Source organism: Lacinutrix gracilariae (assembly GCF_042684485.1).
Taxonomy (GTDB): domain Bacteria; phylum Bacteroidota; class Bacteroidia; order Flavobacteriales; family Flavobacteriaceae; genus Oceanihabitans; species Oceanihabitans gracilariae.
The window spans coordinates 1,245,398-1,268,388 of the sequence record NZ_JBHULM010000011.1 but is presented as its reverse complement, the minus strand read 5'-3'; the positions used below and the strand labels follow the sequence as shown (position 1 = coordinate 1,268,388).

Here is a 22,991-nt window from a genome sequence, read left to right as displayed (position 1 = left end):
ACTGCGCTTGTCGAAGTGTTTGCAATAACAAACTAAAGTTTAATCCCAATTAATTTTTTAAATACAAATGAAAAAATTAGTATTCTTATTCGTATTAGCTGTAGCATTTACAAGCTGTAAAAACGACACTAAAAAGGTAAACTCTGAAGAAACTGTTAAAACAAAAGACGGCAGGACAGCAAAACAAAGTGATGGCTTAACCTTACTAAAAGGAGAGTTTGTGTATTATGCAGATGCTGCAGTATTACAAACCAACAACCAAATTTATGGTGTTGTTTTAGATAATAAGGTTGAAGAATTAAACAAACAGGCAACAGCCTATAAAAAAGAACCAACAGACTTTGTTATGGTAGAAGTGAGAGGTAAAATCACACCAAAACCAGAAAACGAAGAAGGTTGGGAAAATCGCGTAGAAATTAAAGAAATACTAAATATATCTGCTATAAATAAGCAAGCAGAAAATGTTGTAAAATTAGGTACAAAATAATTATGTTAAAAATAAACAACTTGCACGCAAGTGTAGAAGACAAGTCTATTTTAAAAGGAATTAATTTAGAAATAAAAGCAGGAGAAGTACATGCTATTATGGGACCTAACGGTTCTGGTAAAAGTACTTTAGCTTCTGTAATTGCAGGAAAAGAAGAATATGAAGTTACAGACGGAAACATTCTTTTAGAAAATGAAGATTTAGAAGAGCTTGCTGCCGAAGAACGTGCACATAAAGGTGTATTTCTTTCTTTTCAGTATCCAGTAGAAATCCCTGGAGTTTCTGTAACTAATTTTATGAAAACTGCTATTAACGCTAACAGAAAAGCAAAAGGTTTAGAAGATATGCCAGCTAATGAAATGCTGAAGCTTATTCGTGAAAAATCTGAAATGCTTGAAATAGACAGAAAGTTTTTATCGCGTTCTTTAAACGAAGGTTTTTCTGGAGGAGAAAAGAAACGTAATGAAATTTTTCAAATGGCAATGCTAGAACCAAAACTAGCCATTCTAGATGAAACAGATTCTGGATTAGATATTGATGCTTTACGTATAGTAGCAAATGGTGTAAACAAACTAAAAAGCAAAGACAACGCTGTTTTAGTTATTACACACTACCAACGTTTATTAGACTATATCGTACCTGACTTTGTACACGTATTATACAATGGTAAAATTGTAAAATCTGGTGGTAAAGAACTTGCGCATGAGCTAGAAGAAAAAGGTTACGACTGGATTAAAGAAGAAGTAAACGCATAAACTAGTAAGTAGTAATTAGTTTGCAGTAAAGCATAGCTTACTAAAAACAATTACTCTAATACTTAAAAAAGTAGTCTATTCAGCACGCAGTTTGTATTGCAATAAACTGAAGATGAAAACAGATTACTGAAGACTTATAATAATGGATTTAAAAGAAAAATTAGTTTCCTCATTTTTAGCTTTCGAAAATCACGTAGATGTAGATACTGCAATACATGATATTAGAAGTGAAGCGATAAAAACCTTTGAAACAAAAGGTTTTCCTTCAAAAAAAGAAGAAGCTTGGAAATATACATCGTTAAACAGTATTTTAAAACATGACTACAGTGTTTTTCCTAAACAGGAAAATGCTATAGAGTATAGTGATGTTAAAAAGTACTTTATTCATGATATAGACACCTATAAAATTGTTTTTATAGATGGTAAATATGCTTCGCATTTATCGCAAACTACACATGACGGAATTGATGTTTGTTTAATGTCTGCGGCTTTAAGCAAACCTAAATATCGTCTTGTTATTGAAAACTATTTTAATAAAGTAGCTGCTAAAGACAGCTTAACTGCATTAAATACAGCTTTTACACAAGAAGGTGCTTATATTCATATTCCTAAAAATAAATTGGTAAACAAACCAATTCAAATTATACATTTTTCTACAGGAAGTGAAGTTGCTTTAATGCAACAACCACGTAACTTAATTGTTGTAGATGAAAACTCTCACGTACAAATTATTGAACGTCACCAGAGTTTATCAGACCATCCTGTTTTAACCAACAGTGTTACCGAAATTTTTGGAAACAAACGTGCTATTATAGATTACTATAAAATTCAAAACGATAACACCAACGCGTCTTTAATTGATAATACTTATGTAAATCAAAAACGCGAAAGTCATGTTTCTGTACATACTTTTAGTTTTGGAGGTAAACTAACACGTAACAACCTTAATTTTTACCAAAACGGAGAACACATGGACTCTACTTTAAATGGTATTACAATTATTGGAAACAAACAACACGTAGATCACAACACATTAGTACACCATATAGAACCTAATTGCGAAAGTCACCAAGACTACAAAGGTATTTTTAACGATGGTGCTACAGGTGTTTTTAATGGTAAGGTTATTGTAAACAAAGAAGCACAAAAAACCAATGCGTTTCAATCTAACAACAACATACTTTTAAGTGATAAAGCAACCATAAACTCTAAACCACAATTAGAAATTTTTGCAGATGATGTAAAATGTTCTCATGGTTGTACTATTGGTCAACTAGATGAAAGTGCTATGTTTTACTTACGTTCTAGAGGTATTCCTCAAAAAGAAGCTAAAGCTTTATTAATGTATGCTTTTGCTAATAACGTATTAGAAACTGTAAAAATTCCAGAATTAAAAAAACGTATTAATAAACTTATTGCAACCAAATTAGGTGTCAATATTGGTTTTGATCTTTAATACATTAATATATAGATAGGGTTTTCCTGTTTAAACATAAATAAAAACCTCAAACTGTATAGTTTGAGGTTTTTTTATTTAGTACATGTCACGCTTGCAATGCTTTGCTTCTTGATACTTTTGTTAGAAAGAAACCAACTAGCACACTAATTAGTAACCGCTTTCTTTTCAAAGAAAATATCTTTTATAGTACCTTCACTGTACAAAAGCATTCCTATAATATGGTTTTCTTTGTCTCTAGTAAAACGATAAAGTGTTCTTCTGTTATTCCCAAATTCATCTAACTGAACAGGATGTAAATGAATGTTCTTATTATTCGTATAAGATAATTTAAGCACATCATTCTCTACAAAAAAATGATAGGTAACGTCTAGTTCTTCAGAAAAATAAGAACCCACAAAATCATTATTATTTACCGTTTCCGAATCTATTAATACAGCACGCTTAAAATAAAAAGGAGTACCACCAAATAGAATAATCATATCATGAGTACTTGCAGGTGTAAAATCATATTTCACTTGAGGACTATTTTTTCTATGAAATTTATTATCCGCAAATTGCAATAACGAAGTTGCCCTTCTTCCTATCGATCCTTCCGATTTTAAAGTGTCCTTCTCAACAAAAATCTGAATAGTCATATCACTATTTATCTCCTTATAATCGCCTGTAAACGCATCCAATTTTGCGGGCTCAAAATTTACATCAGTAGAATGAATAGCTTCGCTAGTTTCTTCATCGGCCAGTAAAATATCTAAAATTTGATAGACAATTTCTGGCGCATTAATAGATTGTAAATTAGTAAGCACTACTATACCTATTTCCTTTTTAGAAATAGTAATTAATTGCGAACGACCACCAAAAGCATAGCCGCTATGTCCTGCAACTGTGTAACCTTTATACGTATCTATCATAATACCACGTGCGTATTTTGCTTTCTCACCAGTGTTTAAAACCTCTGTTGTTTTTAAAAATTGAGCTAAGGGTTTAAATTCTAGAATTTGCTCATTTAGCATCTGCATCCAAATCGCCATATCTTGAACAGAAGAACCCATGCTACCAGCGCCATAACTCAATTGATTACTAGAGTCATGTACAAATCCATTATTCCGTTTTTGGTAACCAACCGCTTTATTTTTTATAGTTTTACCATTTGCTACGCGCACAAAAGTAGCATGCATTTTTAACGGATTTAAAATATTAACTTTTAAAAATTCGTTTAAATTTTGTCCCGAAACGCGCTCAATAATAAGTGCTAATAAAGTATAATTCGTATTAGAATATGCTACTTTTTCGCCAGGAAGATGACTCAATCCTTTTTGCTTACATGCCAATGCAAACACCGTATTATTATCGTAATATGTTTGATCATAATCGAAACCATACAAAGCCATTAGCGCATGATAATTTCGAATACCACTAGTATGGTTCAATAAATGTCTAATTTTTATAGGTTCTTCGTATACTGGAAATTCAGGTAAATACTTCCTAATATCATCTTCTAACTGAATTTTACCTTCCTGAACCAATACCCAAATAGCAGAAGCTGTAAATTGTTTTGCAATAGATGCCAAACTAAAAATAGTAGTGTCAGAGTTTTTAATGTTATAATCCAAATTAGCCAAACCAAAACCCTTAGCATAGATACTTTCTTTACCTGAAATAACGTTTACACTTAAGCCTGGAGCGTCTGCGCTTTCATATTTTTCAAGAAGTTCATTAATCTTTGAAGTGTATTTGTTTTGAGCACTTAAATAAGCACAAATAAGACAACAAAAAACAGTTGTTACTAATTTTGTATTTCGCATTAGATATAATTAAGAATCCTTTTTAGTTTAAGAATATTTATAAACAGACCTTTTATATTTGGCATAAAAAAGAACAGGAAGAATACCAAAAGCAAAGACTAGTATGGCTCCGGTTAAAAGTAAACTTGCATAAGGCCAATGCATAATTTTAAACAACATACCAAGAACTAACAGTATAAGCATCGCGCTTCCAAGTACAAATTTTAGCTTATTAAGCACTTTTCTTTCTGTATTAAACTGCTGTAAATTGGTCTCTAATTGCAAATGCTTAAAACTTGCATAACCACCAAATTTTTGCAGTGCTTCTTGATATAATGCATCAAAGTCCTGACTGTCTTTATTTTCTATATAGCTGCAAATATGGTCTACTAAATCTTCAAGTAACGCTGTATCTTTAACACCATGAAACTTTAAACTGTTAGTAATAAAATCAATATGTTTTTCTTCTAATTGCATTATAAAGCTGGTTTTGGGTTAAAAATTAAATTTAAGGTATCTATAAAATTATTAATCTCTTGTGTAACTTCTTCTACTGCCTTTTTGCCTTCTACTGTAACTTTGTAATACTTTCTAACACGTTTACCAATGTATACTTTTTCTGTTTCTAAAGTTCCTTTGGCTTCTAGCTTATGCAGTATTGGGTACAATGCACCTTCAGATATATCAATCTTACCCAACGTAAGTTTTTTTACTTCTTGGGTTATTTCATAACCATACATTTTTTCTCTTTCGCTAATGAGCTTTAATATGATGGGTTGTAAGGTTCCTTTTGTTAATTCTTTGCTATACATATTTCAAATATACATTTTATTTAAATGCATTTCAATAAAATTATAATAAATTTCATCTTTTATCTTTTTCTTTACACTTCATTTATTAAACAAAACGTAAATTTGTAGCATGTTAGATTTGAAGAAAATAAGAGCAGATTTTCCTATACTTAAAAGAGAAGTAAACGGAAAACCTTTGGTGTATTTTGATAATGCAGCAACATCACAAACACCACAACAAGTAATAGATGTTATTGTAGATTATTATAGCAATTACAACGCGAATATTCATCGTGGTGTACATGCTTTAAGTCAAGAAGCTACAGATAAATATGAAGCTGCAAGACATACCATTCAGAAACATTTTAATGCAAAACATGCACATGAAATTATTTATACTTCTGGTACTACCCATAGTATAAATTTAGTTGCTAACGGTTTTGCTTCCATCTTAAAAAAAGGAGACGAAATTATTGTTTCGGCTTTAGAGCATCATAGTAATATTGTGCCTTGGCAAATGTTATGCGAAAAAACTGGTGCTGTTTTAAAGGTCATTCCTATGAACCAAGATGGTGCATTGGTTATGGAGGCATATGCTAAATTACTAAATAGCAATACCAAACTTGTTTTTGTAAATCATATTTCTAATGCATTAGGTACTATAAATCCTATTGAAGAAATTATTAAAAAAGCACATCAAGTTGGTGCTGCTGTTTTAATTGATGGCGCACAAGCTTGTCCGCATATAAAACCAGATGTACAAGCATTAGACGTAGATTTTTATGTAGCATCTGCACATAAAATGTGTGGACCAACAGGATCTGGTATGCTTTACGGAAAAGAAGAATGGTTAAACAAACTACCTCCTTACCAAGGTGGAGGAGAAATGATTGCTGAAGTTTCTTTTGAAAAAACTACTTACGCTGGTTTACCGCATAAATTTGAAGCAGGAACACCAAATATTTGTGGTGGTATTGCTTTTGGTTCTGCAATAGATTATATGAATGCTATTGGTTTTGATGCTATTGCTGCCTATGAACACGACCTTTTAGAATATGCTACTAAGGCACTTTTAGAAATTGAAGGTTTAAAAATTTACGGAACTGCTAAAAATAAAACTTCGGTTATTTCTTTTAATTTAGAAGGCATTCATCCTTATGATGTTGGTACTATTTTAGATAAACTAGGAATTGCTGTTAGAACAGGACACCATTGCGCACAACCTATTATGGAGTACTTTAAAATTCCAGGAACCGTACGTGCATCGTTTGCGTTTTATAACACAAAAGAAGAAATTGATACCTTAGTTTCTGGTGTAAAGAAAGCTAAAATGATGCTTTCATAAAGTTTGGCCTTTGCAAATCAAATAAATAAACACCTTCACAGGTGTTTTTTTTTGTGTTCAAAATAAATATTCTGTAAAATTTTAGAATAAATTTTATGACATATACGTTTTTTTATCTTTTAAAATGTATTTTTAACAACATTTTAACCTAAACCATAAAAAAATGAAAAAAATAGTTTTAAGTTTTGCAACTATTGCAATGTTATTTACGTCTTGTAATGATGACCAAAATGTCATAAATACCAACGAACAGTCCAAAATTGACATGAGTGATTTTTATGTTTATACGGATGCTGATCTTGACGAAGCTGAAAAGGTAGCTAATAATAGTAAGTTAAAATCCTGCTATTCCATGGTAAATTTAAATAGGATGTTAAATGAAGACCCTAGTTTAGAAAAAAAACTGTACGATATTGAGTACCATACTCGATCACAAATAAATGCAAAAAAGCCTAATGGAAATGGCAATGGCAACGGAAATAGTGGTGGTGGTAATGACGGAGGAACAGATCCTGTTACAGATAACTTAGGTATTATTAATATTCCTGTTAACATACATGTAGTATATAGTAATGCGCAACAAAATGTTAGTGATAATCAAATAAATGCGCAAATAGCAGTTTTAAATGATGATTTTAGAGCTTCTAATAATGATATTAATCAAGTACCAAGCGAATTTGCTGGATTAGTAGCTGATAGTGAAATCAACTTCACTTTAGCAAACACATTCAGACATTCAAATTCTACTTCAGCTTGGAGTACTAATGACGCCGTAAAAGACGCGTATCCTCCTGTTTCACCATCTACACATTTAAATATTTGGATCTGTAATATAAGTGGTGGCATTTTAGGTTATGCACAATTTCCGGGTGGTCCATCTGCAACAGATGGAGTTGTTGTATTATATTCTAGTTTACCTGGTGGTTCTGCAGCTCCTTATAATGAAGGAAGAACTTTAACACATGAAGTTGGTCATTATTTAAACTTACGTCATATTTGGGGAGATGGAAGATGCAACAGAGATGATTTTGTTACAGACACACCAACCTCAGATGCTGCTAATTATGGATGCCCTTCTTATCCTACTGTAAATTGTCGAACTACTGACATGACAATGAACTACATGGACTATGTAGATGATTCATGCATGTACATGTTTTCTGAAGGACAAAAATTAAGAATGAGATCTATTTTTGAATCTGGAGGAGCAAGAGAAAGTATGCTGAATTAAAAAAAAATGTCATAAATATTAAAAGACGCCAACTTTGGCGTCTTTTTTGTATATTATATTTTAAATTATAATAAATGAAAATTATGAAATTCATTACAATACTACTTACCGTTTTTACACTTAACTCTTGTGGAAACTCTAAAGCTACATCTAATATGCAAGATAATACAGACGCAAAACAAACAGAAACACTTTCTGGAAGATACCTAGTTTCTTCATTAGTGGCTATTGATGAATTACCATCAGATACCTATTTAAGTTTTGATGAAACTACAAACCGTGTTTCTGGCTATGCTGGATGTAATAGGTTTTCTGGTAATTATACTGTAGACGGAAACAATATTGCGTTTACCAATATCATTGCTACAAGAATGTATTGTAAAGAAACAATGCCTGCTGAACAAAACCTTATAAGCGCTCTAGAAAATGCAAATACTTTTTCTATAGCTAACAGCGTATTAACATTAAACAATGCAAAAGATACCTTAGTACAAGCAGCTAAAAGCGAAAGTACAAAAGAAGCACAAAAAGAAGAGTATACCATAGAGTATACTGCTGTTACCAGAGGTACGTTTATAAATATTGTGGTAAAAAATGACAGTATTACTTATCAAAAAGATAGACGTACAAAAGCAGAAACTAGAACCTTTAATGCGGAAGAAAAAGATGCTATCTACGCTAAATTAAATGCGGTAAACGCAAAAGAATTACCTAACCTAGAGGCACCTTCAAAAGCACACCAATATGATGGAGCAGCTGGAGCTATTTTAACTATTGTTAAAAACGGACAAACCTATAGGTCACAAACTTTTGATCATGGACAACCAAATACAAAAATTGAAGATCTAGTAAGTACTATTTTAAGTATGACGGAAAAACAATAATTATAATGATGAAAATAATACTAAATTGTATTTTTGCTTAAAATAAAAAACCATGAATATTCAAGAGGTACAAAACGAAATAATTGAAGAGTTCTCCATGTTTGAAGATTGGGAAGAACGCTATCAATATATGATAGATTTAGGAAAATCTTTACCACTTATTGAAGAACAATATAAAACCGAAGATAATATTATTAAAGGCTGCCAAAGTAAAGTATGGGTACATGCAGAATTAAAAGAGGATAAAATAGCTTTTACTGCAGATAGTGATGCCATAATTACAAAAGGTATTATTGCTATTTTAATTCGCGTGTTCTCTAACCAACATCCAAAAGATATATTAGAAGCAAACACCGATTTTATTGATCAAATAGGTCTTAAAGAACACTTATCTCCTACCAGAGCTAACGGTTTAGTAAGCATGATCAAGCAATTAAAATTATATGCTATTGCATACCAAACACAATTAAGCTAATTGCTATTACTACTCAAGTAGCAAAACATTTAATATGAAAAAGATTCCCATTTTTATGGGAACAAAAAATACAATTTCAATGAGCGAAACTATAGACACTTCCGTACTAGGAGAAAAGATTGTAAAAGTTTTAAAAACTATTTTCGATCCAGAAATTCCTGTAGATATATATGAATTAGGACTAATTTATGACGTTTTTGTAAACGAAGATTATGATGTAAAAATCTTAATGACTTTGACTACACCAAACTGTCCTGTAGCAGAAACACTTCCGTTAGAAGTAGAAGAAAAAGTAAAATCTTTAAACGAGGTAAAAGATGCAGAAGTAGAAATTACTTTCGATCCGCCTTGGTCTCAAGATTTAATGAGTGAAGAAGCGAAGTTAGAACTTGGTATGCTTTAATTAAAATTAGCCAATGCCAAGACGTAAACTAACATCTCTTAAAGATGGTGAAAAAACCAATTTAAAGAAGTCGTTTAGCGCGTTGGTTTTTATTCCACGATTTTTTAAAGAAATCTGGAAAACCAACAAAAAACTATTTCTATTATCTGCATTTTGCAGAGGTATTGGTGCTATTTTACCTGTTGTCATTCTGTGGGTTGGTAAGATAATTATTGATGAAATAATTCTTCAAACAAAAACAGATGTTTCAGATTTAACCTCTCTATGGACCTATGTTGCCATAGAGTTTGGTTTAATTATTTTATCCGATTTAGTTAGCAGAGCTATTTCATTAACAGATAGTCTGCTTGGTGATTCTTACTCTATAGATTCTTCGGTAAGAATCATCAAAAAAACAAACCAAATAAACATTAGTCTGCTAGAAGACGCAGAGTTTTATGATAAATTAGAAAGAGCAAGAACGCAAACAACAAGTCGTGTAGGCTTAATGTCTAACGCACTTGGCGAAGTACAAAGCTTAATTTCTATTTTAACTTTAGTTGCTGGTTTAATTTATTTTGAACCTTACCTAATCATTCTTTTAGTATTAAGTATTATTCCTTCTTTTATAAACGAAATTTGGTTTAGCCAACAGCAATATTCATTAGCTCGAGGATGGACTGCAGAACGCAGAGAATTAGACTACTTGCGTTTTATTGGTGCAAATGATAAAACAGCAAAAGAAATTAAACTTTTTGGTTTAACCGATTTTGTAGTAGATAGATTTAAAAACCTATCACAAGAATACTACGAGCTTAATAAAAAACTAGCAGTAAAACGCTCTGCACTAGGTTTTGTATTTAATGTTTTAGGTACTTTAAGTTATTATGGTGCTTATGTATTTATTATTTACAGAGTTATTTCTGGTGCAATCACTTTAGGTGAATTAACCTTTTTATCTGGTTCTTTTAACAGGCTTACTAAAAATTTACAAGACTTCTTTTCAAAGTTTACACGCATTACAGAAAGCGCATTATACTTAAAAGATTATTTTGATTTTCTTGACATATCTATAGAACCAACACATAAAGAAGATATACCACTTCCTGAAACAATTAAAGAAGGCTTTACATTTAAAAATGTACGTTTTGCCTATCCAGGATCTGATAACGAAATTTTAAAAGGTATTAGTTTTACTATTAAAGCTGGCGAAAAAATAGCTTTTGTGGGTCAAAACGGAGCAGGAAAAACAACATTAACCAAATTACTATTACGTTTTTACGAACCTACTTCTGGTGAAATTTTATTAGATGGAATTAATATAAACCGATTTAATAAAGCAACATACCAAACATATTTTGGTGTTATTTTTCAAGACTTTTTTAAATATGAATTTACAGTTAAAGAAAATATAGCCATTGGTGATATTGATGAAATAGACAACCAATCTAAAATAGAAAATGCAGCACAGCTTAGCTTAGCTAATGAAGTGGTAAACGAGTTAAAGTTTGGTTATAACCAACAATTAGGAAAACGTTTTGCTAAAGGACAAGAACTTTCTGGCGGACAATGGCAAAAAGTAGCATTAGCAAGAGCCTACATGAAAGACGCTAAAGTGATGATTTTAGACGAGCCTACTTCTGCATTAGATGCTAAGGCAGAAAGCGAAGTTTTTGATCGTTTTATTGGCTTAACCCAAGACAAAACAAGTGTTATTATATCGCATAGATTTAGTACTGTTAGGCAAGCAAATAGAATTTTAGTTCTTGAAGAAGGTCGTGTTTTAGAAATTGGTACTCATGAAGAACTAATGAAAAATAAATCGTTGTATGCCGATTTGTTTACACTACAAGCCGAAGGCTACCTATAAGCATACACATTCATTATTTTAAAGAATTCCTTTAAAACCCACTTACAACAAATAATTTAAAAACACGTATATTAGTACTATGGCAGAAGAAATTATAAACCGCGTTGCAAATAGCAAACTAGAAGTTTTTGATTTAGAAGATTATTATCCGCAAGGAAAACGCATCCTCTTTGATATTAAAGACTGGCTTTATGAAGGTTTTGTATTACGTGAAAAAGACTTTAGAGCTTTAGTAAAAGAGCATGATTGGTCTCAATACCAAGATGCTTTTGTGGCTTTAACTTGTACTACAGATGCTATAGTGCCAGATTGGGCATATATGTTATTAACAATTCAATTAGCACCTTTTGCTAAAAAAACTGTTTTAGGAACCTTAGAAACCTTAGAGACTTCTTTGTACCAAGACATTATATATACTTTAGATGTTAGTTCTTTTAAAAACAAACCAATAATTATTAAAGGATGTTCAAAAAAACCTGTTCCATCAAGCGCATACATAATGATTACTAATAAGTTAAAACCTATTGCAAAATCTATTATGTTTGGTGAAGCATGTTCTTCTGTCCCTCTATATAAAAGTACTTCATCGGCAAAATAGGTTGCTTTGTCTATTTTACTAAGAAAATACTAACAACCATGTAAACAATTGTTCGCTTAATACTTAATTTTGCGCGTTCAAAAAAAACAATCAAAATGAAAAAAATCTTTTTATTAGTAGCGTTATTTATTGGAGTAGCTTCAGTAAACGCACAGACAGATGAAAACAATTTAACAAAAGAAGAATTAGCTGCAAAGAAAGCAGAAAAGCAAGCAATTGCTGATGCTGCACAAGCAGAAGCTAATGCTTTACAAGCACAAATTGATGCTTTACCAGGTTGGAGAACAGGTGGTAATATATTAGTAACTTTTAACCAATCTGCATTCAACAACGAATGGACTGGTGGAGGTATTGGTAATACTGCTGCTAACTTATTAATCAACTACGATGCAAACTTAATTAAAGGAGATTACATCTGGGACAACAAACTTATTGTTGATTATGGAGTATTAAAAAACAAAGGAGATGAGAATTTTACAAAGTCAAATGACAGAATAGAATTAAACTCTTTAGCTGGTAAAAAAGCTAGCGCTAATTGGTTTTACTCTGCATACTTTAATGCAAAAACACAATTAGATAGAGGTGCAGATGGTAACACTCACTTTTTCTCACCTGCTTATTTTCAAGCTGGTCCTGGTATGTTTTGGAAAAAATCAGATAACTTAAACGTTATGATTTCTCCTGCTGCTGCAAAATTAATTATAGTACATGATGAGTATACAGATGCTGCTGCTCTTGGATTAACAGATGCTCAGTTTAATGATGCTGGTGGATACTTTGGTGTTGAAGCTGGTGATAGTACTCGTTTTGAATTAGGTGCTGCCTTAAGAGGATACTACAAATTAAACTTACTAAAAAATATTGCTATGGAAAACATCTTAGCATTATACACAAACTATTTAGAAGATCCTCAAAATGTAGATATCGACTATACTATGAACCTTGGTATGTCTATAAACAAATACATTTCTGCTAACTTTGTATTTCAAGCAATCTATGATGACAATGCAAACAGCAACGGTTTTCAAATTAGAGAAGCTTTTGGTTTAGGATTTAACTACGGTTTCTAAAGTATTAGAAAAAGAAAAATTACACTATTAAAAACGTGCTTCAAAAGAAGCGCGTTTTTTGTTTTATACTATATTGTAGCAAAGCGCCTTTTCAAGCTTAAAAACACACCTAACAAATTATATTATTATTTATGCTAACTATAAACATACAGGATTAGCTGCAATAAGGATTGCAACGGCATCCTTTTTAAAATGTAAAGTATAATGACCTTTAGTATAACACCTAACAAAGATAGTAGCACCTAACAAACTATAAGTAATACTGTTTTAAAAAGATATAGTGTAAAGCCTGGTTGCTTTTGCTTTTTCAGCAAAAGCAAATTGCCCTAAAAATTATAAAAAGAGTACTAATTACTTTTAAACTTTTTGTTTTTCTTCTTGTTGCCAAACAGTCTTTTTATAAAACCATCGCGTTTTTCTGGATTACAATTCAGGGCTTCTAAAACTTCTGTAGATGCGCTTTCAAAATGGCTTTTGGTTATGGAATTAAACCTAGCATCTGCATTTAATTTTTGGTAGAACTTAGCAAATATTGGTAAGGCAGAATTTGCACCTTGTCCCATTCCTGTGGTTTTAAATCCTATATTGTAATTGTCATTTCCTACCCAGTTTATGGTTACCAATTTAGGTGTAATACCAACAAACCAACCGTCTTTATTGTCTTGCGTGGTTCCTGTTTTTCCTGCAATGTCGTTTTTTAATTGATAGGTTGTTCTTAATCTAGTTGCTGTACCTTTATTTACGGTAGATTTCATCATTTCTAACAGCACTTGTCTGGTGAAATCGCTATATGCTTTAGAAGTTGTTTTTTGTGGCTTAAAAGCGACTATTTCCTTTCCGTTTTTGTCTTCAATTTTTGTAATATAATATGGCTTTACTGCTTTGCTATTGTTTACATAGCTTGCATAGGCTCCTGCCAAATCTTTGATGTTTATTTCTGCTACACCTAATGCTATTGAAGGTTGGTTTGGTAGTTCTTTTTCTATGCCTAACTTTTTTACTTGTGTTAGCACATTTTGTATACCTACTTCTTGTAGCACTTTTACAGCAATAGTATTTACAGAGGTGCTTAAAGCGCGTTCAAGGTTATAATTTAAAAATGGGTCTTCTTCTTGAGCTCCAGAATTTGTTGGTGTCCAGTTTTTATAATTGGTATAGGTAATTGGTTTTACAGAAAAATAAGTACAAGGCTCCATGCCATTTTCTATTGCTGCTGTATACACAAAGGGCTTAAAAGTAGAACCAACTTGACGTTGGCTTTGTGAAATATGATCGTATTTAAAATAACGATAGTCTATACCACCAATATAACTTTTTACAGCTCCTGTTTCTGGGTCTATAGCAATCATTCCTGTGTTTAAAAACTTTAAATAATGCTGTAAGCTATCTTTAATAGATATGTTTTTGGTAGTATTTTCTTGCCACTCAAAAAGCTCGATATCCTGCTTTTCTGCTAATTTTTGTTCTATTTGAGCTTCTGTTAAACCTGCTTTTTTATAGCTTTTATAGATAGGTGATTTTTTTATAGCTTTATCTATTAGTGCTTTATTGGTTTTCCAAGGAGCGTTTTTACCATAAGATTTTTCAAAAGCTTTTTGCAAAGCTGTTAAATGCTCTTTCATTGCATCTTCCGCAAGGGTTTGCATGGTATAATCTAAGGTAGTGTGTACAATTAATCCATCGTTATAAATATCATACGCTTCGCCATTTTCTTTTTTATAATCTTTTAAAATAGTGGCTAGTTCTTTTTTTACTTGTTCGCGAAAATAAGGAGCTACACCTAAATCATGATTAAAAGATTGATAATCTATGCTAATGTCTTCTTGTTGTATCTCTTGTGCCTTTGCACTAGTTAAGTAGTTGTATTTAACCATTTGATTAAGTACTACATCTCTTCGTGCTTGACTGCGTTTTACATGTAATCTTGGGTTGTAACTATTATTGGCTTTTAAGCTTCCTACTAGTGTTGCAGCTTCTGATATTGTTAATGCTGTTGCCGATTTATTAAAAAACTTTTGCGAAGCACTTTCTATACCATAGGTGTTATCTGGAAACGGAACTGTATTAAAATACTGTGTAAGAATTTCTTTTTTAGAGTATATATTTTCCATTCGCTTAGCAATAATAGATTCTTTGAATTTATTAATAAGCATACTTAAAAACACATAGTCTTTTCTTCCGAAAATATTTTTAGCCAACTGCAAAGTGATGGTACTACCTCCTCCAGACGACCTATCTTGTAAAAGTATGGTTTTAAAAAACACACGAAGCAGGCTTATATTATCTACTCCATCATGCTCATAAAAACGAACATCTTCTGTAGCAACTAAAGCATCAATAAGGTGTTTTGGTAAGTCTGCATATTTTAATGGTTGTCTATCATAGATAAAGTATTTACCTATGAGTTTCTGGTTAGCATCTAGTATTTGTGTAGCTTCGGCTTGTTTTAAAGAAGCCAATGTAGCATTTGTTGGTAATTTTCCGAAAACACCTAAATACACACTTGCGTATAAGCCAATTACAAAAAGTATTCCTGCAGCAATAGCTAGCAAAGGCCACTTAATCCATTTTTTTTTCATCAATGCTAGTATTTTTTGCATAGTATTGAAACGTAAAAAATCTTGAATTATTTGTTAAAAATAGTATTGTGCAAAGAAATAGTTATTCTTCCTCTTCAGAATAATCAGGATATAGAAAATGGTTATACGGAAAACGAGTAACATGAATTTCACGAACCTCATTATACACGCGTTTTTTAAATTCTTCTATATTCTTTTTATTTAATGCAGAAATAAACAAAGCATTGTTTTTACCTACTCTATGCATCCAGGTGTTTTTCCATTCTGCTAAAGAGTAATGCTCTTCGGTACGTTCTGCAATTAAATCGGTTTCATCAAAAGGTTCTGCTTTATAGGCATCAATTTTATTAAAAACCATAATCATAGGTTTGTCTGTACTGTCTATTTCACCTAAAATTTTGTTTACAGATTCTATGTGTTCTTCAAAATTAGGATGCGAAATATCTACAACATGTAAAAGCAAATCTGCTTCTCTAACCTCGTCTAGTGTACTTTTAAAACTCTCTACTAATTGTGTTGGTAGTTTACGTATAAAACCAACAGTATCACTTAATAAAAAAGGTAAATTTTGTATTACTACTTTACGTACTGTGGTGTCTAGCGTTGCAAATAACTTATTTTCTGCAAAGACCTTACTTTTACTAATAACATTCATTAAGGTAGATTTACCAACGTTGGTATACCCAACAAGTGCAACACGTACCATGTGTCCACGATTACCTCTTTGCACAGACATTTGTTTGTCTATGGTTTTTATTTTGTCTTTTAATAAAGATATTCTATCTCTTACAATACGTCTATCGGTTTCAATTTCTGTTTCTCCAGGTCCACGCATTCCAATTCCCCCTTTTTGTCTTTCCAGGTGTGTCCACATTCCTTTTAAACGAGGTAATAAATATTGGCATTGTGCTAATTCTACTTGCGTTCTAGCATAACTAGTTTGTGCTCTTTGTGCAAAAATATCTAGAATAAGATTGGTTCTATCTAGCACTTTACACTCTAAGATTTTACTAATATTTCGTTCTTGCGCTGCAGAGAGTTCGTCATCAAAAATAGCAGTACCTACTTCATTCTCTTCAATGAATTTGCGCACGTCTTCCATCTTTCCTGTACCTATAAAGGTTTTAGGATTTGGCATATCCATTTTTTGGGTAAAGCGTTTTAAAACTTCACCACCTGCTGTGTAGGTTAAAAACTCTAACTCATCTAAATATTCTTTAGACTTGTCTTCATCTTGACTTTTAGTAATTACTCCTATTAAAACTGCTTTTTCAAGCTCTATATTTTTTTTCTCTAGCATACGTAAAATTAAAGTACAAAGTTAATGAATTGTAAGCAGTTTAATTTTTATATTTTTGACGAAAGATAAATACGTTATTTACATTAAAAATAGACACCCATTTTACTTCTATTTTTAACTCTATTACCATAACACCAGCGTATTTAATAAAGTGGTATACTGCATATATTGCAAACCGAATAACTATAATGAATGAATGAATGAATGCTTTTTCTGATATTTCTGTGAACACCAAATTACATACTATAGCTTTTTATAACACTGAAAATTTGTTTGATATTTTTGATGAAGAAAAGAAATATGATAATGATATGTTACCAACGGCTAATAAACGTTGGACATTAAAAAGGTATCAAAACAAATTAAGAAAGTTAAGCTATGTTATTTCTAATATAGGAAGAAAAGAAAACGGAAAACATCCTGCACTTGTAGGTTTAGCCGAAGTAGAAAACGCTACTGTTTTAAAAGGATTAATTGCCACTAAACATTTAAAAAATTGCAATTATGATTTTGTGCATTACGACTCTAAAGATGAACGCGGAATTGATGTTGCTTTACTTTATGACACCACTGTTTTTACGGTTGAAAGCTCTACAGTATTTTCGTTAGAATTGTATAACGACAAAGGTTTACCTGATTATACTAGAGATATTTTGTTAGTTACAGGTTTACTTGCTGGTAGTAAAATACATGTTATTGTAAACCATTGGTCTTCTAGACGCGAAGGCGAAAAAGAAACCGAACATAAAAGAATGGCTGGTTCTAATAAAGTTGGAGAGATTATCTCTAACTTAAAACTTCAAGATCCTGATGCTAAAATTCTTGTAATTGGCGATTTTAATGATGATCCTTCTAGCAAAACAATAAAGCGATTAGTTACTGCTTTTGATTTATTTAACCCAATGGAAACTTTGCGTTCTTACACTAGAGGAACCACAAAACACCAAAGAAGATGGTATTTGTTTGATCAAATATTAGTTACCACTAACTTTTTTGAAAAAAACAAAAACACTTTACAATACGAAAGTGCTAATATTTTTGATGAAGATTTTTTAAAGGTTACTACAGGTAAATACAAAGGCTCACCATATAGAACCTACGCTGGTACAAAATACCAAGGAGGTTATAGTGATCATTTTCCTGTGTATGTAGTTTTAGAAGAAAACTCTTAATTATAGAGTATACTACCAACTATAGACTGAAAACTTAAACCGCTTGATAAATAATTATTGCTAAAACAATACTAGCAACAGGAAGCAACCAAAGCATAAAAATACTATATGTTGCTGTTTTTTTTCTAAGCATTTTAGCATTTAATACTTTTCTTTTTTGTCCTGCGTACTGCATCCAGTTTTTAAAGAAAATAAATATACTTACTAAAATAAATATAACAATTGCTTTGTCTTGCGACATGGTAGTCATGTTCATTTGCTTAAAAAATCCTGCAAAGAAAACGCCAAGAAGCAATAGTAAAGCACATTGTAAAACCGATACATAAACAGTTGCTAGTTGGTTCGCTTTTTTGTTTTTGGCATCTTTATAATGCTTAAAAACGCTAAAGAATAAGGTGTCAAAAAGTGTCATACAAGGTTGGTTATTAAAAATAAAAAACCTGCTAAAATAAATTAGCAGGTTTTATTATACGTTTATTGTTAAGACTATTGTCCTAATACTTTAACATTATCAATTTCAAAAGTACCAGTAAAATCATCAACATCACCTCCTGTGTATTTAAAAGCAACATTAATAGAACCTGCATATGTACTTAAATCAACAATACCTGAGCTTACCCAGTTTTGGTAAAATTCTGAATCTTCTACTATTTGTGCATCTAAAGTAGACCATGTAGCAGTTAAAACACCTGCTTCAGTACCATCCCAATCTGTAGAGATTAACACTTCTAACTCACTACCATCAGAGAAGCTATTAGAAGACTCAAAGTTTAAAAACTCATCACTAGTAGCATCTAAATCAATTCCTGGTGTAATTAACCAAGTAATGTTAGAAGCATCACCAGAGTTATATGCACTCATAGAAGCAATAGTTGTGTTATTTCCACTATCTGAAGAAGTAACTGCTCTCCAGTTGTAACCACCTTCTTGTGCATAAGCTAACCATCCGTTAGATGCAATAGTTGTATATGTTGGCATAGACTCAAAATCTTCTTCAAAAACTACTGAAAAATCATCTTCATTCCATAATACACATCTTTCTTGATCAAAAACTACATCTTCTAAAGAGTTTAAAGCTAATACTAAATCATCTCCTCCATAAGATTTTGTTACAATACCTGAAATAGAACCACCTTTATCTACTGGTAAAGGACTGTTGTAAAAATTAGCAAAAGAACTAGTTTCTACAATAAAGTTTGAATAAGAAAAACCATCACAAGCTTGTAATGCTCTTTGTGTATCAAAATCTTCTGAAGAATCTCCGTAAAGTTCCCCATTTAAATAAGCAGGAAATTCTGCGTTATCAATTTTAACAAACATACCAACATGAGATTCGTTGATAGAAGATAAGTTAACATCTAAAGCAGTAATTACTTCTGTATTTGTAGATCTTAAAATATAATCAGGAATTTGTGTTGCAGTAAACTGCCCTACTTCATCATCATCTGTTTTACCACCAATAGCAATAACTTCTGAAGAAGTTAAACCTACATATATATCTTGAAGTTTAATATAAACTTCTCTACCTTGGTTAAATTGGTTGTAAGAATCTGCTTGGTTTAATACTACTTGTATTGCAGCAGTTGGGTTTGATGGGCTATCTTGAATAAAAAATTCTTTGTAAAAGTTACCTGTTGCATCTGAAGAAGATACATATCCTTTAACTACTACATTAGATGTAATTTGATAAAATTTATCATAATCAAATCCTGATTGCGCATCTTCATATGCTGTATAAAGTTCTTTAACTTGACTTATTGTTAATTCAGTTACACCGCTATTTACGTCTGCTAACTGCGCTAATAATTCTGTTAATGCTTCGTTTTCTTCATCTCCTAGACTATTAGGTACAGTATAATCGTCATCTTGTACACAAGACGTTATTGCTATACAAGCAACAAATGCCAATATGATGGTTAAAAATTTATTAGTTTTCATAATTCGTAATCTTGTTTTATTAATTTTTCTTTTTTTTCTAAAATCTAAAGTACACATTTACAAAGTAATTAGCACCACGACCATACCAATATTTTGAACCAAATGTAGGTGTTGGGTTGGCATTATCGTCTCTTAACTGTCTATAGTTTGCGTTTCTACCTTGTTCAAAACCACCAGTTTTATATTCTTTATCTAGTACGTTTCCTACACTTGCAAAAAAGCCAATGTAATATTGGTCTATTTTCCAAGATTTACCTCCAACAAGGTTTACCACCATGTATTCATCAAATTCTTCTTGTTTTAATAATTCTGTTGCCACTTCTGGGTCATAATCATTAAAAGGTAAGCCATCTGCATCTAAGTAAAAGTTTTCTGTTCTAGTTAAAGCATTAACATCTACATATGCATTAGAGAAAAAGTTTGCTGTTGCACCAAACCACCAGTAATCTGGATCTCTATATTCAAAACCTACAGATGCTGCACGTTGTGGTCCTCCAGCAACTTTGTAATCTTTAAGGTTTGCTTGTCCGTAAGAAATAGATCCATCTTCAGACTCAAAACTAGAAGAAGTTAAGTATAAATCAGGATTGTTGTCATAAGTATATTGACCAACAGAACCTGCAGCTTTTAATTTAATAGTAGGTGTTACTTGTGCTTCAATACCAAATTCAACACCAATATTCTTTTTGTTGATTCCTGTTAAAACTTCTTGTACAAAAGCAGAAGTTTCATTTTCTGCAATAGCATCACCACTTAATCCGTCTGCGTAGTAGAAACCTACTTCATTAGCATCTTTAATTGTAGAATAGAATCCTGTTAATTTTGCTTTTACAATTGGAGATCTAAAAATATAACTAGCATCAAAAGAAGTTACTTTTTCTTCTTCAATACCTCTTACTACGTTATCGTTTTCTCTAGAGTTAGAGAATGTATTACGTAATGAAGGAGCTCTAGTAATATAACCACCATTTACATCTATTAAATGTTTACCAGTTATTTTATAAGTAAATCCTCCTTTAGCTCCAAAACCATTAAAGGTAAGTTCTTCCCCTTTTCCTAAAGAGTTATCTTCAAATCTACTGTGTTGCCATAAACCTTCTCTTTGGTATGTTGTATTTGTTACACTACCAGAAACGAAAAAGTCAATTTTGTTGTATTTAAATTGTGCTTGTGCATATCCTGAAAGTACATCAGCAAATAAATTATAGTTATATCTAAATTTATCTCCTTCTCCTACTAAACGATCTGGATTTTGAGCATCGTATTGGTAGTTATCAAAAGAATCTACGTTTAAAGCTCCAACTGTAGAACCTAATAAGTCGATTATTTCACCAAAGTTTTCCGATTTTAATTTCTTGTAATTAAGAGAAGCATTCACTAAAATGTTTTCATTAATTTCTGAACTTAAGATAGAATTTACAGTAAGTTGTTTATCATCTGCACGATCTTCATATAACACATATGCAGCTGGAGCAGTACCATTAGCATCTATATTATTGTTTTGGTTGGCTGTAAGAATATACTCCCAATCAATTTGACCGTTATCTAAAAAGTTTTGTTGTGCTAAATATGCACCTTCGTAATCTGGTCCATCATCATCTGCCAAGAAATAACTTGGTAAGTCTTGGTAGTATGCAGGACTTGGGTTAGTACCTCCAGAATAGTCTAAACGACTATTTCCTAATTTACCAAATTGGTAACCAACATTGGTATTTAATTTTGTTTTAGAAGAAATATCCCAGTAATGGTTTAACATTAAGATTGGTTCTTCTACTTCTTTAATACGAGAGTTTCTTTTCTCACCATCTAACCATCCCCAATATTCGTTGTATTGAATACCTTTAAGGTCATATACTTCTTGTGTATTTGGTGAAGATTTACCTCTACGGTTTGGTGCATAGATTGATGTAAAGTTTAAGCTATGCTTATCGCCAAATTGTTTTTCAACAGATGCAAAGAATGAGTTAGAGTCATATAATGAAGCATCTTGATATCCTTCATCTCCCCAACGTCTTCCAGCCATAATAGAATAAGCCCATCCACCTTCTAAAGCTCCAGAAGAATAACTAGCCATTAAACGGTTAGTATAACTTCTGTTAGAAGAAGAGTATGTTACACGACCACCTTCTCTATAAGAAGAAGCTCTAGTGTTGATGTTTGTTGTTCCTAAAATACCACCAAAGTTATACGCTGAAGGTGTTAAACCTGTAGTTAACTCTTGGTTACGCATTACATCATTTAGTCCACCCCAATTACTCCATTGTGGTCTACCATTGTAAAGCTTGTTCATTTCAATTCCGTTGATTAAAACAGAACCGTTGTCAGAATCTAAACCTCTTACTTTAAAGAAAGAAGAGCTAAACTCGAAAGCTGCTGTACGTTGAAAAACATCTTGTGAAGAAGAAAGTAAACCAGAAATATTATCTGCTCCACTAGTATCATCATTTAACTCATCATCAGAAAGTGCGATGGTAAATAAATCATTTCCAGCAAGGTCTCTTTCCATTACCATATCGTTTATGGTTAATGTTTGTCCTTCATTAACTACAATTGGGTAACGTTGAGGAACGTAACCATCTTTAGTTAATTTTAAAACTTGTTCGCCTAATGGCAAGTTACTGCTAAACGAAAACACTCCTAGCTCATTTGTTTGAGTAGATTGATTTGTTTCTTCAATAGTTACAGTAACATCTGAAATAGGCTCTTGAGAAATTGGTTGTTTAACACTTCCTGTTACCATTGTTTGCTGCGCAACCATGGTAAAGCCTGATAAAATTCCGAAGAAAAGAATTAATAATCTTTTTTGCATACTTAAATTTATAGTTAGTAAACTTTTAATACATTAAATAAATATTATTTAAAGCACGCAAATTT

At 31.7% G+C, this 22,991-nt stretch carries 20 protein-coding genes; 12 read left to right on the top strand and 8 right to left on the bottom strand.

Annotation, left to right across the window (positions count from 1 at the left end):
* The first annotated feature begins 67 nt into the window (after nt 1–67).
* The 3 genes from ACFSSB_RS12550 (at nt 68) to sufD (ending at nt 2,698) form a co-directional block, all read left to right on the top strand.
* Nucleotides 68–487, top strand: a complete 420-nt coding sequence (locus tag ACFSSB_RS12550) for a hypothetical protein (protein WP_379904758.1) — start codon at nt 68–70, stop codon at nt 485–487.
* 2 nt (nt 488–489) lie between these two features.
* Nucleotides 490–1,242 (top strand): Fe-S cluster assembly ATPase SufC, encoded by a 753-nt coding sequence (gene sufC, locus ACFSSB_RS12545; protein WP_379904756.1) that lies wholly within the window; start codon nt 490–492, stop codon nt 1,240–1,242.
* Between the two features lie 142 nt (nt 1,243–1,384).
* Nucleotides 1,385–2,698, top strand: a complete 1,314-nt coding sequence (gene sufD, locus ACFSSB_RS12540) for a Fe-S cluster assembly protein SufD (RefSeq protein ID WP_379904754.1) — start codon at nt 1,385–1,387, stop codon at nt 2,696–2,698.
* A 146-nt stretch (nt 2,699–2,844) separates the two neighbouring features.
* Here sufD and ACFSSB_RS12535 read toward each other — a convergent pair whose 3' ends face one another.
* From ACFSSB_RS12535 to ACFSSB_RS12525, 3 genes are read right to left on the bottom strand one after another with little or no spacing between them, the layout of a single operon-like run.
* Complete coding sequence (locus tag ACFSSB_RS12535; protein ID WP_379904752.1) at nt 2,845–4,503, bottom strand: serine hydrolase domain-containing protein; 1,659 nt, start codon at nt 4,501–4,503, stop codon at nt 2,845–2,847.
* A 27-nt stretch (nt 4,504–4,530) separates the two neighbouring features.
* Nucleotides 4,531–4,959, bottom strand: a complete 429-nt coding sequence (locus tag ACFSSB_RS12530) for a hypothetical protein (RefSeq protein WP_379904750.1) — start codon at nt 4,957–4,959, stop codon at nt 4,531–4,533.
* Nucleotides 4,959–5,294 carry a PadR family transcriptional regulator gene (locus ACFSSB_RS12525; protein ID WP_379904748.1) on the bottom strand — a complete coding sequence of 112 codons (336 nt, stop codon included), beginning with the start codon at nt 5,292–5,294 and terminating at the stop codon, nt 4,959–4,961. The genes ACFSSB_RS12530 and ACFSSB_RS12525 overlap by 1 nt, the downstream gene beginning before the upstream one ends.
* Nucleotides 5,295–5,403: 109 nt before the next feature.
* Here ACFSSB_RS12525 and ACFSSB_RS12520 point away from each other — a divergent pair, with 109 nt between their 5' ends.
* From ACFSSB_RS12520 to ACFSSB_RS12485, 8 genes are all read left to right on the top strand, one after another.
* Nucleotides 5,404–6,618, top strand: a complete 1,215-nt coding sequence (locus tag ACFSSB_RS12520; protein ID WP_379904745.1) for an aminotransferase class V-fold PLP-dependent enzyme — start codon at nt 5,404–5,406, stop codon at nt 6,616–6,618.
* A gap of 163 nt (nt 6,619–6,781) precedes the next feature.
* Entirely contained in the window at nt 6,782–7,849 is a 1,068-nt protein-coding gene (locus ACFSSB_RS12515; RefSeq protein WP_379904743.1) for a zinc metalloprotease, read from the top strand.
* Between the two features lie 83 nt (nt 7,850–7,932).
* Nucleotides 7,933–8,733 carry an META domain-containing protein gene (locus ACFSSB_RS12510; RefSeq protein WP_379904741.1) on the top strand — a complete coding sequence of 267 codons (801 nt, stop codon included), beginning with the start codon at nt 7,933–7,935 and terminating at the stop codon, nt 8,731–8,733.
* A 52-nt stretch (nt 8,734–8,785) separates the two neighbouring features.
* On the top strand, nt 8,786–9,208 hold the full coding sequence (locus tag ACFSSB_RS12505; protein WP_379904739.1) for a SufE family protein: 423 nt from the start codon (nt 8,786–8,788) through the stop codon (nt 9,206–9,208).
* 79 nt (nt 9,209–9,287) lie between these two features.
* A complete protein-coding gene (locus ACFSSB_RS12500) occupies nt 9,288–9,611 on the top strand; it encodes a DUF59 domain-containing protein (protein WP_215968451.1) in 324 nt (107 codons plus the stop codon).
* Nucleotides 9,612–9,624: 13 nt separating this feature from the next.
* On the top strand, nt 9,625–11,460 hold the full coding sequence (locus tag ACFSSB_RS12495; RefSeq protein ID WP_379904737.1) for an ABC transporter ATP-binding protein: 1,836 nt from the start codon (nt 9,625–9,627) through the stop codon (nt 11,458–11,460).
* Nucleotides 11,461–11,539: 79 nt separating this feature from the next.
* Entirely contained in the window at nt 11,540–12,058 is a 519-nt protein-coding gene (locus tag ACFSSB_RS12490; RefSeq protein WP_379904735.1) for a DUF2480 family protein, read from the top strand.
* Between the two features lie 95 nt (nt 12,059–12,153).
* On the top strand, nt 12,154–13,128 hold the full coding sequence (locus ACFSSB_RS12485) for a DUF3078 domain-containing protein (RefSeq protein WP_379904733.1): 975 nt from the start codon (nt 12,154–12,156) through the stop codon (nt 13,126–13,128).
* Nucleotides 13,129–13,475: 347 nt separating this feature from the next.
* Here ACFSSB_RS12485 and ACFSSB_RS12480 read toward each other — a convergent pair whose 3' ends face one another.
* A complete protein-coding gene (locus tag ACFSSB_RS12480) occupies nt 13,476–15,728 on the bottom strand; it encodes a transglycosylase domain-containing protein (RefSeq protein ID WP_379904731.1) in 2,253 nt (750 codons plus the stop codon).
* A gap of 61 nt (nt 15,729–15,789) precedes the next feature.
* Complete coding sequence (gene hflX, locus ACFSSB_RS12475; RefSeq protein ID WP_379904729.1) at nt 15,790–17,007, bottom strand: GTPase HflX; 1,218 nt, start codon at nt 17,005–17,007, stop codon at nt 15,790–15,792.
* Between the two features lie 200 nt (nt 17,008–17,207).
* Here hflX and ACFSSB_RS12470 point away from each other — a divergent pair, with 200 nt between their 5' ends.
* Entirely contained in the window at nt 17,208–18,179 is a 972-nt protein-coding gene (locus ACFSSB_RS12470; protein ID WP_379904727.1) for an endonuclease/exonuclease/phosphatase family protein, read from the top strand.
* A gap of 34 nt (nt 18,180–18,213) precedes the next feature.
* Here the strand turns inward: ACFSSB_RS12470 and ACFSSB_RS12465 are convergent, their stop codons facing one another.
* The 3 genes from ACFSSB_RS12465 to ACFSSB_RS12455 form a co-directional block, all read right to left on the bottom strand.
* Nucleotides 18,214–18,591, bottom strand: coding sequence for a hypothetical protein (locus ACFSSB_RS12465; protein ID WP_379904725.1), 378 nt, complete (start codon nt 18,589–18,591; stop codon nt 18,214–18,216).
* A gap of 74 nt (nt 18,592–18,665) precedes the next feature.
* Entirely contained in the window at nt 18,666–20,117 is a 1,452-nt protein-coding gene (locus ACFSSB_RS12460; RefSeq protein WP_379904723.1) for a DUF5689 domain-containing protein, read from the bottom strand.
* A 37-nt stretch (nt 20,118–20,154) separates the two neighbouring features.
* The gene (locus tag ACFSSB_RS12455; RefSeq protein ID WP_379904721.1) at nt 20,155–22,926 is read right to left on the bottom strand and encodes a carboxypeptidase regulatory-like domain-containing protein; all 2,772 of its coding nucleotides are present in this window, start codon (nt 22,924–22,926) and stop codon (nt 20,155–20,157) included.
* Nucleotides 22,927–22,991 lie beyond the last annotated feature (65 nt).